16 protein-coding genes are annotated in these 11,751 nt (G+C 68.2%); 7 read left to right on the top strand and 9 right to left on the bottom strand.

The annotated features are described in order from the left end of the window. Positions 1-94: 94 nt before the first annotated feature. The 3 genes from ACWDX9_RS32345 to ACWDX9_RS32335 form a co-directional block, all read right to left on the bottom strand. Positions 95-250 carry a hypothetical protein gene (locus ACWDX9_RS32345; protein ID WP_449960532.1) on the bottom strand — a complete coding sequence of 52 codons (156 nt, stop codon included), beginning with the start codon at positions 248-250 and terminating at the stop codon, positions 95-97. Between the two features lie 18 nt (positions 251-268). After that, entirely contained in the window at positions 269-1,372 is a 1,104-nt protein-coding gene (locus ACWDX9_RS32340; RefSeq protein ID WP_449960529.1) for an aKG-HExxH-type peptide beta-hydroxylase, read from the bottom strand. 61 nt (positions 1,373-1,433) lie between these two features. Beyond that, on the bottom strand, positions 1,434-1,712 hold the full coding sequence (locus ACWDX9_RS32335; RefSeq protein WP_449960526.1) for a hypothetical protein: 279 nt from the start codon (positions 1,710-1,712) through the stop codon (positions 1,434-1,436). A 477-nt stretch (positions 1,713-2,189) separates the two neighbouring features. Between ACWDX9_RS32335 and ACWDX9_RS32330 the strand changes: the two genes are divergently transcribed. From ACWDX9_RS32330 to ACWDX9_RS32310, 5 genes are all read left to right on the top strand, one after another. Next, positions 2,190-3,188: an RNA polymerase subunit sigma-70 gene (locus ACWDX9_RS32330; protein ID WP_449960525.1), complete on the top strand. Its 999-nt coding sequence runs from the start codon at positions 2,190-2,192 to the stop codon at positions 3,186-3,188. A 5-nt stretch (positions 3,189-3,193) separates the two neighbouring features. Next, positions 3,194-3,451, top strand: a complete 258-nt coding sequence (locus ACWDX9_RS32325) for a hypothetical protein (protein WP_449960522.1) — start codon at positions 3,194-3,196, stop codon at positions 3,449-3,451. Positions 3,452-3,504: 53 nt separating this feature from the next. Continuing rightward, positions 3,505-3,927 (top strand): zinc-binding dehydrogenase, encoded by a 423-nt coding sequence (locus ACWDX9_RS32320; RefSeq protein WP_449960535.1) that lies wholly within the window; start codon positions 3,505-3,507, stop codon positions 3,925-3,927. Continuing rightward, positions 3,924-4,328 carry an SDR family oxidoreductase gene (locus ACWDX9_RS32315; RefSeq protein WP_449960519.1) on the top strand — a complete coding sequence of 135 codons (405 nt, stop codon included), beginning with the start codon at positions 3,924-3,926 and terminating at the stop codon, positions 4,326-4,328. Before ACWDX9_RS32320 ends, ACWDX9_RS32315 begins: the two co-directional genes overlap by 4 nt. Before the next feature lie 80 nt (positions 4,329-4,408). Continuing rightward, positions 4,409-4,789: a hypothetical protein gene (locus ACWDX9_RS32310; RefSeq protein ID WP_449960517.1), complete on the top strand. Its 381-nt coding sequence runs from the start codon at positions 4,409-4,411 to the stop codon at positions 4,787-4,789. A 62-nt stretch (positions 4,790-4,851) separates the two neighbouring features. Here the strand turns inward: ACWDX9_RS32310 and ACWDX9_RS32305 are convergent, their stop codons facing one another. The 5 genes from ACWDX9_RS32305 to ACWDX9_RS32285 all read right to left on the bottom strand — a co-directional run bounded on the left by ACWDX9_RS32305 (position 4,852) and on the right by ACWDX9_RS32285 (position 9,031). Further along, a complete protein-coding gene (locus ACWDX9_RS32305) occupies positions 4,852-5,463 on the bottom strand; it encodes a vitamin K epoxide reductase family protein (RefSeq protein WP_449960514.1) in 612 nt (203 codons plus the stop codon). Further along, positions 5,444-6,181, bottom strand: a complete 738-nt coding sequence (locus ACWDX9_RS32300; protein WP_449960512.1) for a DsbA family protein — start codon at positions 6,179-6,181, stop codon at positions 5,444-5,446. Before ACWDX9_RS32300 ends, ACWDX9_RS32305 begins: the two co-directional genes overlap by 20 nt. Positions 6,182-6,391: 210 nt before the next feature. Further along, a complete protein-coding gene (locus ACWDX9_RS32295) occupies positions 6,392-7,618 on the bottom strand; it encodes a S1C family serine protease (protein WP_449960509.1) in 1,227 nt (408 codons plus the stop codon). Positions 7,619-7,718: 100 nt separating this feature from the next. Next, positions 7,719-8,618: a cation diffusion facilitator family transporter gene (locus ACWDX9_RS32290; protein WP_449960506.1), complete on the bottom strand. Its 900-nt coding sequence runs from the start codon at positions 8,616-8,618 to the stop codon at positions 7,719-7,721. After that, on the bottom strand, positions 8,618-9,031 hold the full coding sequence (locus ACWDX9_RS32285) for an ArsR/SmtB family transcription factor (protein ID WP_449960503.1): 414 nt from the start codon (positions 9,029-9,031) through the stop codon (positions 8,618-8,620). The genes ACWDX9_RS32290 and ACWDX9_RS32285 overlap by 1 nt, the downstream gene beginning before the upstream one ends. A gap of 168 nt (positions 9,032-9,199) precedes the next feature. On the opposite strand from ACWDX9_RS32285, the gene ACWDX9_RS32280 reads away from it, so the two are divergent. Further along, entirely contained in the window at positions 9,200-9,562 is a 363-nt protein-coding gene (locus ACWDX9_RS32280; protein ID WP_449960500.1) for a hypothetical protein, read from the top strand. Between the two features lie 58 nt (positions 9,563-9,620). Here ACWDX9_RS32280 and ACWDX9_RS32275 read toward each other — a convergent pair whose 3' ends face one another. After that, positions 9,621-10,670: a cation diffusion facilitator family transporter gene (locus ACWDX9_RS32275; RefSeq protein ID WP_449960498.1), complete on the bottom strand. Its 1,050-nt coding sequence runs from the start codon at positions 10,668-10,670 to the stop codon at positions 9,621-9,623. Between the two features lie 467 nt (positions 10,671-11,137). Here ACWDX9_RS32275 and ACWDX9_RS32270 point away from each other — a divergent pair, with 467 nt between their 5' ends. Next, positions 11,138-11,749 (top strand): SH3 domain-containing protein, encoded by a 612-nt coding sequence (locus ACWDX9_RS32270; protein ID WP_449960495.1) that lies wholly within the window; start codon positions 11,138-11,140, stop codon positions 11,747-11,749. The last annotated feature ends 2 nt before the right edge of the window (positions 11,750-11,751 follow it).

The following is an 11,751-nucleotide window of genomic DNA, read 5'->3' as shown; positions in this document are numbered from 1 at the left end:
TATATACAAACCCTAAATAAAAAACAAAATCACTGTCTTTTTTTTATACTGGGGCGCGCCGCCCCGCGGGGGCGCCGCCCCACGCCGGAAGGGGTCAGTTGGTCTTCGGCTTGTTCATCGCCAGGATCGTGAGGTCGTCGCGGATCTCACGGATCTCGGTGCCGACCACGGGGGTCTCCCGGATGTCGAGCGATTCCACCTCGGCGAACAAGTCGGCCAGATCCCGTTCGAGCAGTTCAATCGCATTCATTTGGCTCCCCTTTCTTGGCTAACCCGTGGCGGACGCCGCGGGTCGTCTGTAAGCGGATGAGGCGTAACTCCCTTCATGGCCGGCAAGCGCGGAGCCGTCGGGCAGAACGACGGCTCCGAGAGCGTCGTGCGCCCTGTCCAGCCAGTGGAGGAAGGCCAGCCCGTCCTCGCCGAGTTCGGTCCGGGCGCCATCTCCGTGCAGGCCTCGCCTGAACTCGCGCGCCCGCGCCCATGCGACCGCGGTTCTGTGCAGAATCTCCGGGTCCGGTTCGGCATGAGAGCGACGGCGGGTCAGCAATGCCAGGTAGAGCAGAGTTTGGTGCGCGTACACGTGGTAGGCGCTGATGGCGCGATCGGCGCTGAACTGGCGGACTCTCAGTGCGTCCCCGCTCCAGGGAATAGGAATGGTGTGACTCTCCGCGTCCACGTAGCCCGGCCGGAAGATCGTGCGGGCAAGCCCGATGTCGAAGAGCTTCTGGTGGAGCGACTCATGCAAGATCGACTCGGCGGCATCGTAGACATTCCGCAGCGCGGACACATTGACGAAGATCAGCTTGGGCGTCTGGGCGAAGTGCCCGCTGATGATCGCTCCGGTGAGCGGCACGAGACCGTAGGCGCACCGCAGGACGTCGGGAGCGACCACGGGCAGAGCTTCGGCGAGCAGGTCCATCGCCTCGTCGGCGGCCCGCTCCAGATCGTCTCCGACCTCAACGGCTTCCACCAGAAGGTTTTCGCCGTCCGCGACGGTCTGCGCGTTCCAGCGGGACAGGACCTCCTCGCCGGCGCACGTGCCCCGCATGGCGCGGCATACGCGAGGACGGAGATGCCTGGACCGCGACTCGTCGACGGTGAGCTGCCCGTCGCTGCCGCTTGCGACGGTCAGGAAATCGTTGATGGCCGCATGAGCGGCTTCCTTCCGCCCGGCTTGGAATTCGCGGAGCGCGAGATCCAGAGCACCCCGGCGCAGGGCCTCAAGCTGCGGGGCCGCACAGGCGTTGAGCGCCTCCCGATCGATCTGAGTCACATCGGCGCACAGTCTGCCAAGCCCACGGTAATAAACGTCGGCCGTCCGGTCGGCGTTGTCGCCGTCGCCGAACATTCCTGTGCTCAGGTGGCTCTCCACCTCCGAAACCGTTGTCTCCGCCTCAACAGCCGATTGATGCACTGGTGTCGACGACACGGTATTACCCTTCCAGGGAAATCAGATCGTGGGCCGCGAGTTGACGTAGTTGCTCGTTCACCAGAGCAATGCACTGATCGATGTGGACTGCGGGCATGATGTGGGAAACGCGCTGCGCGGTCGCCGCCGCGGTCTGGCCGTCGCAGATCTCCAGCAGATAGAGCTTGAATCTGTCGACGATCAATGTCGCGACGGGTTTGCGAATGAATATGAAGGCGCCTGTCAGATCGGCGAAGCGTTCCAACTCCCAGCCCATGGTCCGGCGAATAACAGAATCGGCCATGTGATTCCCGAAGGTCGCAGTTCGTCTCCGACTACCGACCATAGCAATGTCGTCGATTGGCTGACAAGGGGATTTTCCGTTATCCACTCGGGCTTGTGAGCAGCTCATGCCGGATTTGGATTAGACGCTCCTATTTTTGTGGGATCGTAAATATTGTGCGATATTGCTTATGGTTTGACCTGGATCTTTTGCGATAAGGTCGGGCCTGAATCGATCTTGATGCCGAGGGGATCTCATTCCTCATTCGCGACCGAGACGCGAAATTCGCCGCGGTCTTTGACGAGGTGTTCACCTCGCTCGGTGCCCGCGTCATCATGACGCCCGTCCGAGTGCCGCGAGCCAACGCGATAGTGCCCGCCGTACCGCGCGTCGTGCTCCGCCACCGGATCAGCCGTGCCGACCGACCCAAGTGATGAGTTGTCGCGTCCGTACCCGTCACACCTACGACGGGACACGACGAGGCGGAAGGATGACGTGATGAGTGCGGACACGCGGCTGGAGGAGTTGGGCGTGAGCGGGCTGGGCGAGGTCGACGAGCCGGCGTTCTCGGGGCTGGCGGAGCGGCACCGGCGGGAGCTGCACGTGCACTGCTACCGGATGCTCGGGTCGTTCGAGGATGCCGAGGACACCGTGCAGGAGACGTTCCTCCGTGCCTGGCGGCGGCGGGAGACCTTCGAGGGGCGGTCGACGTTCCGGGCCTGGCTGTACCGGATCGCCACCAACGCCTGCCTGGACCTGCTCGCCAAGTGCCGCCCGGAGCCTGCGGCCGGCGGCGAGGTGCCGTGGCTGCAGCCCTACCCGGACCGGCTGCTCGACGAGCTGCCCGCGGGTGACGCGGACGAGCCGGAGGCCGTCGCCGTCGCGCGGGAGACGATCGAGCTGGCCTACCTGGTCGCGGTCCAGCACCTCGCGCCGCGCCCGCGGGCCGTGCTGATCCTGCGTGACGTGCTCGGCTGGCCGGCGAAGGACGTCGCGGAGCTCCTCGGGGACTCCGTCAACTCCGTGAACAGCGCGCTGCAGCGGGCGCGCGCCGGCATGCGGGAGCATCTGCCCGCCGAGCGGCAGGACTGGACCGGCGGCGAGGAGGACGCCGGGACGCGCGAACTGGTGCGCCGCTATACCGACGCCAGCGTGGCCACGGACATCGACGGGCTCGCCGCACTGCTGCGGGACGACGTCCGCTGCTCGATGCCGCCCACGCCGGGCCTGTACGTCGGCCGCGACACGGTGGTGAACGACTGGGTCGCGAGCGGCTTCGAGGACATGAAGCACCTGCGCGCCGTCCCCACCTCCGTGAACCGGCAGCCCGCCGTGGCCTTCTACCTCTGGCGGGAGCGGGAGGGCGCGTACCTGCCGCTGACGATCGACGTCCTGCGCGTCACCGGCGGGGCGATCACCGAGATCGTCACGTTCCACGACGACCGGTTCCCGCGGCTCGGGCTGCCGGAGTGTCTGCCGGCGGACGGCACGGAGTAGTCCCGGTGCGGACGCTCGCGCTGCGCGGTGGCGCGCGTGTCGCGGTGGTCGCGGAGGAGTGGTACGACGCGTTCGGCGTCGTCACCCGCGGGCGGGTGCAGCTGGAGCTGCGCGACGGCGAGCCCGGGCCGGTCCTCGGACGCGGCGCCGGGTTCTGGCTCCGCGGCACCGGCGTCCGTGCCCTGCGGAACCCCGGCCGTCGCACGGCGATGGTGCGCATCGTCGTCCCCAGGCCCAGGACCGTCACGCCAGTTACCGAATGATGGAGGAACGACATGAACAGCATGAATGACACCGGGGGCGTCGCAGGCCCGGCATCGGGCCAGACCAGCCGCACCCGCCGACTCCGCAGGCCGCGCCGGACGGCATCGACGTGGTCTTCGACAACGTCGGCGGTGCCCAGTTGGAGGCCGCGATCGACCGGCTGCGGGTCGGCGCCCGGCTGGCCCTGTGCGGGATGGCCGGCCAGTACGACGGCCGGGAGCCGTACGGCCTGCGGAACCTGTACCAGCTGGTCACCAAACGGGCGACCGCGCGCGGCTTCCTGGTCGCCGACCACCAGGACCAGATGCCCGCCTTCCGCACGGAGGTGGGTTCCTGGGTGCGCTCGGGTGAGATCGTCCACCGGCAGACGGTGCTGGACGGCATTGAGCGGGTGCCGGAAGCGCTGCTGGGCCTCCTGCACGGCGGAGCGCCCACGATCGGCAAGGCCGTCGTCCGGCTCGAGGAGCAGGCATGACCCGTACAGTGCTGGTGACCGGAGCCCGAGGCAAGACAGGACGCGAGGTGACCGCCCGGCTACGCCGCTCAGGGATCCTCGTCCGCGCCGGGTCGACGCAGCCCGCCAGGACGCCGGTCACCGGGACCGATCCGGTCCGGTTCGACTGGCACGACCAGGCGACCTGGCGCGAGGCGGCCACAGCCGTGGACGCGATCTACCTGATGCGCCCCGACCTTCCCGCCGCCCCCGAACTCGTCGCCGGCCTGATCGAGGTGAACCCGGACGCGCACGTCGTCCTGCTGTCCGAGCAGGGAGCCGGAACCCTCTCGCCGGACCACTGGGCCCGCCGGGTCGAGGACGCGGTCGTCACCCGGGCCGCTTCCTGGACACTGGTCCGTCCTGGTTCCATCAGGTCCTGACCGACCCCCGGTTCTACCGCGACGCCATACGGGACGACCACGTCCTGAGCCTGCCCTCGGGGGGCGCCCCGATCGCGTGGGTGGACGCACGCGACACCGCCGACGTCGCCGTGGCCGTCCTCGGCGCGCCGGAGGGGCACCACGACCAGGCGTACACGATCACCGGTCCGGAGCCGGTTCCGGTCGCGTCCGTCGCGCAGGAGCTCTCGGCGCGCCTCGGCCACCGGATCCGCGCCGAGGACCCCGACCCGCAGGAGACCCTCCACGGCCTCGACCCGTGGACAGCGGACATTCTCGACGACCTCTACCGCCGTGTCCGACACGGCGGCTTCGGCGAGGTCGCGGGGGCCGTGAAGCAGATCACCGGACGTGAGCCCACGTCGATACGCGAGTTCATCGACGCCCACCTCGACGAATGGAGGACGACGGCCCCCCTCGCGCCGCGAGACCTTCTCTTCTAGCGGTCGTCGCAACACTCCAGCTGAGGGGATGCGATGGACCTCTCCGGCCGTCACCGCGACGACTACAGCAGGCTGCTCCAGTACGACCAGAACCGGATCCCGATCAACGTGAGGATGGCCAGGTACCAGACCGTAAGCGTCACCGTGTGGTATTCAGTCAGCTTGCGCCTCGGCCCGCTCGACGCGCCACTGAGGTTGTGCAAGCTGACGTACCAGAAGATCGGCATGGTCACCGCCCAGACGACCATGCAGTACGGGCAGAGCGCGCCGATGACGTAGAGGCTCTGGAAGATCAACCAGTGGATGAAAACCGCCCCGGCGGTCACGCCCGCCTGCAGCCCGAGCCAGAACCAGCGGCGTGGACGTGCACCCGCCAGGAGCGCCGCCCCCACGGCGGTGACAACGGCGAACCCGGCTATGCCCAGCAGCGGGTTGGGAAAGCCGAACAGCTCTGCCTGTGGCGTACGCATGATCGAGCCGCAGGACAGGACCGGGTTGATGCTGCAGCTGGGCACGTAGGCCGGGTTCTTCAACAGCGCGATCTTCTCGACCGTCAGCACGAACGACGCCACGAACCCGATCAAGCCGCCGACCAGCAGAAGCCGAGGCAGGAGCCGGGGGAACGGATCGGCGGCCGCCCGCGGCTCGTCGAGCCTACTTGGCGAGCGCAGCATCGATGGCCGCCTTGAACTCGTCGGATGAGCGCGGTTCGATCTTCTTCTCGTTCAGGAAGAACGTGGGGGTGCCCTGGACTCCCAGGGCCTGCCCGTCGGCTGCGTCCTTCTTCACCCGGGCCAGCGTGGCCGGGTCGTCGTAGGCCTTGTCCCAGGCCGCCATGTCCAATCCCAGACGCTGAGCGAGCTGGCGGAAGAAAGGATCGGCCGCCACCTTCTTCTCGGCCCACTGGCTCTGGGTCTCGTACATCTGCTGGTACATGGGCTCGAACTTGCCCTGCTGAGCGGCCGCCTCGACCGCGCGGGCGGCCCGTTCGGCGTTGAAGTGACTGGCGATCGGGAAGTATCGCGCCACGAAGGTGACCTTCCCGGCGTACTGCTTCCGGATCTCCTCCACGGTCGGGAAGTACGCCTTGCACGCCTCACACTCGAAATCGAGGAACTCCACGAGCGTGACCTTGCCGTCGGGAGCGGTCTGCAGCTTGTGGCTGTCCTCGCGGACGAACTGGGTCTCACCTGCCGCCGGCTGCCCCGCCTGCTCGCCGGCGGCTGCCAGCCGGTTGATCAACACGAACGCGGCCACGACCATGACGAACACCCCGATCACCACGAGCGAGACCTTGAGATTGCGGTGGCGAGCGTCCTGCCGTCTACTCTCCTCCCGGACTGCCTCTACCTTGGCGCGCCGGGTCTCGGTCCGCTCTTGCTCTCGCGACACCTGCAACTCCTCCCAAACCACATCTGATCGGCCCGGGGCGGCCGAAGTTCTACGCAGTGTAGAAGATGTGGGGATACTCTCGACATAATCGCTTGGGGCTGCTGTTGGTTCGGCGTCAAGCTCGACGGTCGGGCGGCGTCCGCTGCGGTCGCGCAAGATGAGGTCAGACCTTCTCCTGATGGACAAGGTCCGACGGGCAGGGGAGTGCCGCTACTTCTTCTCTTGGAGGGTGACGGTCACCTCGTTGAGCTTGCCGTCCCTCATGTACGTGATCTTGACCTGTTGGCCCGGTTTGAAACCTCTCACCTGCCCCACCACTGTTTCCCCTGCGTCAACCGTCGTGTCGCCGATCTTGGTGATCAGGTCTCCCTGCTTCAGGCCCGCCTTGTCCGCCGGGCTCCCCGCGGTGATCTGCCCGATCAGGGCGCCGGGAACGTCGCCTGTCGCGTCGGTGACGCTCACGCCGAGGAACGCGTGGCTGACCTTGCCGCTGCTGATGAGCTGCTCGGAGACCTGCTTGGCGGTGTTGACCGGGATGGCGAAGCCGACGCCGCCGCCCGCGGCGTTCGAGGCGATCGCGGTGTTGATGCCGATCAGCTCGCCGGTGGCGTTCACCAGCGCGCCGCCGGAGTTGCCGGGGTTGATGGCGGCGTCGGTCTGGATGGCGCCGCCGATCGTGGTCCCAGCGCTCTGCTGCTGCTCCTGGCCCAAGCCCGGCGGGATCTGCTGCCGCTGGTCGGGGCCGGTGGTGAGGGTACGGTCGAGCGCGCTGACGATGCCCGCCGTAACCGATCCGTCCAGCCCGAGCGGGCTTCCGATGGCCAGCACCGGGTCGCCGACCTTGAGCGCGCCGCTGTCGCCGAGGGCGGCCTTGGCCAGCCCGGAGACGCCTGCGGCCCTGATGACGGCGAGGTCGGTGGCCGGGTCGGTGCCGACCACGCCGGCCTTGGCTGTCTTGCCGTCGCTGAACTTGACGGTCATCTGCCCGCCGCCCTGGCCGGCCCCTTCGACCACGTGGTTGTTGGTGAGGATGAGCCCGTCCGGCGACAGCACCACGCCGGAGCCCTCGCCGCTCTGGCCCTGGATCATCACGACGGTCGGCTGCACCTTGGCCGCGACCTCGGCCACCGTGAGCTGGTCGGCGGCCGACTTGAAGACAGGGCTCGGCGCGCCGGCGGTGGCCACCGGCTCGGGCCGGAACGCGCTGGCGACGACGGCGCCCACAACGCCGCCGCCGATGGCCATGGCGGCCAAGGCCAGCGCGGCGACGGCCCTTCGACCGACGCCGAAACCGGGCTCATTCACGGGAGGCGGCGGCGGTGGCGGCTGCTCCATGACGATCGTGTCACGTCGGGGGAAGCCCCCGGCCACCGGCGGCGCACTGCCGAACTGACTCCACCCGCCGGTCCCCTGCTGATGGGGCTCGCTCACGTTCATCCGTCATCTCCTTGGGTCCCGATGCTCTCGAAGGGTGTCAGGAGCCGCATAAGAGGCGGTTAAGCCGATGATCCAGGTGAGACAGAGCCTCGGTGGTCGGTTACCAGCCGAGTTCGTCGCAGCCGGTGTGGTTGGCGGGCTCGACCTGGAGGGTGGCGTGGGCGACGCCATGGCGGCGCAGCAGCACGTCACGGGCCTGGTCCAGGACGGCGTGGTTGCCGTTCTGGTCGGCGGTGACGAGGTGGGCGGTGGCGACGTTCATGCCGGAGGTGAGGGTCCACAGGTGCAGGTCGTGGACGTCGCGTACACCGTCGATGGCGGCCAGGTCCTGCGCGACGGCGGTGGCGTCCATGCCTTCGGGTACGTGCTGGCCGAGCACGGCGAAGACCTGGCGGCCGAGCGAGATGGCGCGTACGGCGACGAAGACGCCGATGGCCAGGGCGACGACGGTGTCCCAGAACGTCTGGCCGGTGGCGGAGACGAGCCCGCCCGCGACGATGACGCCGACGGATCCGGCCGTGTCGGCGACGACCTCCAGGTAGGCGCCCTTGACGTTGAGGCTCTCGCTGGCGCCTGAGCGCAGCAGGAGCAGGGCGATGAGGTTGACGACCAGGCCGATGGCGCCGACGACGAGCATCGGGCCGGAGGAGACTTCGGCGGGCCCGCCGATCCGGCCGGCGGCTTCGGCGACCACGTAGAAGGCGACCCCGAGCATCAGCACGACGGCCAGCAGGGACGCGAACACCTCGGCCCGGTACGAGCCATAGCTGTGGCGGCCTGTGGTGTCCGGCCGGGTGGCGATCCTGGTGGCGACCAGGGCCGCGCCGAGGGTGACGACGTCGGCGGCCATGTGCCCGGCGTCGGACATCAGTGCCAGCGAGCCGGAGATCAGGCCGTAGGCGAGTTCGACGACGAAGAAGGAGCCGATGAGTGCGAAGGAGACCGCCAGGCGCCAGCGGTGCCGGCTTCCCGCGTGCCCGTGTCCGTGTCCGGCGCCCATCAGGTGTTCCCGTCGCGTTCGGGGTGGATGGCTTCGGTGTGCTCGGTGTGGGCGAGCGCCAGGTCGAGCAGCATCCGTACGTGTGGGTCTTCCAGCCGGTAGTAGGCCATCCGGCCGGAACGGCGGGCGGCGACGATGCGGTGGGCGCGCAACAACCGCAACGCGTGGGAGACGGCCGACTCGCTCTGGCCGGTCACCGCGGCCAGATCGCACACGCACAACTCGCCGTCCAGCAGCGCCACCAGCAGCCTCAACCGGTTCGGATCCGACAGCAGCCCGAAGATGTCCGCGGTGTCATTGAGGTCCTCGGCGGCCGGCATCCGCTCGCAGACGGCGGACACCCTGTCTGCGTCGACCACCTTGACAGCACAGCCGTCCATCTTCAACATGCGCTCATCTGAAGATTCGTTCATATAATCAAGATAGGGCGTTGCCTGGATGCCGTGTCAAGAGCGTCCGTTTTGTTGGCTTATGTCGCGCAGGGCGACGTGACTACTATCGGTCAGCTTTCCATCCGCTTTATGTCACGACGAATATCGCGTGATCGTCTGGGAACCAGGGGTGATCGGGGGAACACGGCGGTGACGAGGCCCGCCTCGAGCGCGCTGGTGGCGCTGGCCATGACCCTTCTCGCCATCCTGCTGCTCTCCCACGGGGTGCCGTCCGCGGATGATCCGTACGCCCCCGCGACCGCCGTGGCCGCGGGCGAGACGAGCCACTGCGACCACGGGCCGATCCGGGTGGCGATCAGCGGCAACGCGACCTTCCTGCGCCTGCCGAAGATGCTCGACACGCTGGAAGCGCTGCCGAAAGACCGCCCCATCGAACTGGACCTCGGCGGGCTGCGCCATCTCGACCATGCGTGCCGTACCGCCCTGACCACATGGGCGGAACGCCACAACGAAGAGGGCACCGAACCGGTCCGGATCCTCACGACCGTCTGAACCGCACCGTCATCGCCGCGCCTCGCGAACCGGGGCGCGGCGGCTACGGGCCGGCGGTTCAGTGGTCGGCGTGGTTGTCGCTGACGGTCATCTCGTCGCGTGGCTGGGAGTGGTGGGTGGGGCCGTGGGGGTCGGCGCAGTGCGGTTCGAGGGGGCGTGGGGTGCCGTTGTCGTCGAAGGCGTGGCTGTCGGGTGTGGCGTGGTCGACCTGCAGGGTGGTGTGTTCGATGCCGTGGCTGTGGCGGAGGAGTTCTTCGACGGCCAGGCGTGCGGCGTGGCAGTCGGCGCCGGGGGTGACCAGGATGTGTGCCGAGAGGGCGGCGTATCCGGAGGTGACCTCCCAGATGTGGAGGTCGTGTACTTCGACGATGGTGTCGAGGGCGGCGATCTGGCGGCCGATCTGGGTGGGGTTGATGTCGGCCGGGGCGGCTTCCATGAAGACGCGTCCGGCGTCGCGGACCAGGCCCCATCCGGCTTTGAGCATGAGGGCGGCGACGATCAGGGCGGCGATGGCGTCGGCGCGGGTCCAGTCGGTGAGCCAGACGACGAGGCCGGCCAGGGTGGTGGCGATGAAGGCGTACAGGTCGTTGAGGATGTGCTGGAAGGCGCCTTCGACGTTGAGGCTGGAGCGGTTGGCCTTGGACAGGAGCCAGGTGGCGGCCACGTTGACGACGATGCCGGCCAGTCCGGTGAACACCACGAACAAGCCCTCGACCTGGGGTGGCTCGATCAGACGGCGGATGCCCTCGTAGGTGAAGTAGGCCGCGAGCAGGAGCAGGGTGATGCCGTTGACCTGGGCTGAGATGATCTCGGCGCGTTTCAGCCCGTAGGTGAAGCCGCCGCGCGGTGGGCGGGCCGCGATGCGCATCGCGATCAGGGCCAGCACGATCGCCATCGCGTCGGTGAGCATGTGGCCGGCATCGGAGATCAGCGCCAGCGACTGGGCGATCACGCCGATCACGACCTCGACGGCCATGAAGCCGACGATCAATGCCAGCGCGCCGCCCAGATACCGGCGATCGGCATCCGCGCTGACCCCGTGCCCATGCCCGTGCCCATGACCGTTGCCGTGGTCGTGTGGCTGGTCGTGCTCGTGATGTTCAGACATCTGCGGAGCTCCTTGGGGGGTGGGTGACGTGGGCGATGGGCAGTTGCAGGAGGTTGCGCCCGACGACGGGGGCCAGGTCTCGCACGCACAGCTCACCGGCTGCGGTGAGCGCCGTCGGCAACCGGATCCGCCCGGAATCGGCCAGTAGTGCCAGCAGGTGCCCCGCATCCTGCGCGATTCGTCGATGAGGGCAGGACGCAGCGGATCGCCTCGAGACGTTCGGCATCAACACCTGATGGGATGTTCATATATACAGATGCTCCCTGTCGTGGCGCGCCAGGTCAAGGCCCGTGGGGGATCGCGCCGACGGGATTTCTACTCATGAATATCTGATCAGATGTTTAAACACGCTGTAATGAGTCAACTACATTGCGTAGAAGTTGCAGGCTGGACGGTCAGGGTCCGGCCTGTGCTGTACCAGGTTCCCGCAACCCCGTACAGCCACGCGCACAGGAAGGGCTCACACAATGAGAAGTGTCCACACCGCCACCGCCACCGCGATGATGGCCGTAACCGCTGGATGCCTGGCGCTGACCGGGCTGCCGGCCCAGGCCGCCTCCCCCCGTCTCACCCCGCCGGTCACGGCCGGATCGTGTCGCTACGAGCTCAACCATCTGGCGCCCGGCGAATCGATCACCGTCCGCTCCGCACCCCGGCGGAAGGCGCGCGTCCTCGGGCAGCTCCGCTCCGGTGATCGTGCCGTCGCCGGATCCTGCGCCGGTAAGGGCGGCTGGCTGCACGTCACGACCCCGGCCGGGATCCGCGGCTGGGCATCAGGGCATCACCTGCGCAAACTGCCCACGGGCGCCGGCGGCGCAGCCAGGCTGGGCACCTCCGCAGGAGCCTGCCGCTACAGCGTGACCGGGGTGCGCCGCATCAGCCACCTCAACGTCCGCTCCGGCGCCGGGCTCCGCTATCGCCCGATCGCCGCGCTGAAGGCCGGCGACCGCGCCATCGCCGGGACATGCGCCGGCAAGCGCGGCTGGCTGCGGGTCACCACCCCCGCCGGGGTACACGGCTGGGCCTGGAACGGCTACCTGCGCAAGAGCACCACCGTCAGCCGGCGCTCCACCAAGTAGCG

The sequence above is a fragment of the Nonomuraea sp. NPDC003201 genome (assembly GCF_053590415.1).
The sequence above is the reverse complement of the archived record's forward strand: the minus strand, read 5'-3'. Positions and strand labels throughout refer to the sequence as shown.

Coding starts and splice junctions, on each gene's coding strand:
- ACWDX9_RS32330 (WP_449960525.1), top strand. CDS start 2,190: ATGAGTGCGGACACGCGGCTGGAGGAGTTGGGCGTGAGCGGGCTGGGC.
- ACWDX9_RS32285 (WP_449960503.1), bottom strand. CDS start 9,031: ATGAACGAATCTTCAGATGAGCGCATGTTGAAGATGGACGGCTGTGCT.
- ACWDX9_RS32315 (WP_449960519.1), top strand. CDS start 3,924: ATGACCCGTACAGTGCTGGTGACCGGAGCCCGAGGCAAGACAGGACGC.
- ACWDX9_RS32295 (WP_449960509.1), bottom strand. CDS start 7,618: ATGAACGTGAGCGAGCCCCATCAGCAGGGGACCGGCGGGTGGAGTCAG.
- ACWDX9_RS32335 (WP_449960526.1), bottom strand. CDS start 1,712: ATGGCCGATTCTGTTATTCGCCGGACCATGGGCTGGGAGTTGGAACGC.
- ACWDX9_RS32270 (WP_449960495.1), top strand. CDS start 11,138: ATGAGAAGTGTCCACACCGCCACCGCCACCGCGATGATGGCCGTAACC.
- ACWDX9_RS32305 (WP_449960514.1), bottom strand. CDS start 5,463: ATGCTGCGCTCGCCAAGTAGGCTCGACGAGCCGCGGGCGGCCGCCGAT.
- ACWDX9_RS32345 (WP_449960532.1), bottom strand. CDS start 250: ATGAATGCGATTGAACTGCTCGAACGGGATCTGGCCGACTTGTTCGCC.
- ACWDX9_RS32275 (WP_449960498.1), bottom strand. CDS start 10,670: ATGTCTGAACATCACGAGCACGACCAGCCACACGACCACGGCAACGGT.
- ACWDX9_RS32290 (WP_449960506.1), bottom strand. CDS start 8,618: ATGGGCGCCGGACACGGACACGGGCACGCGGGAAGCCGGCACCGCTGG.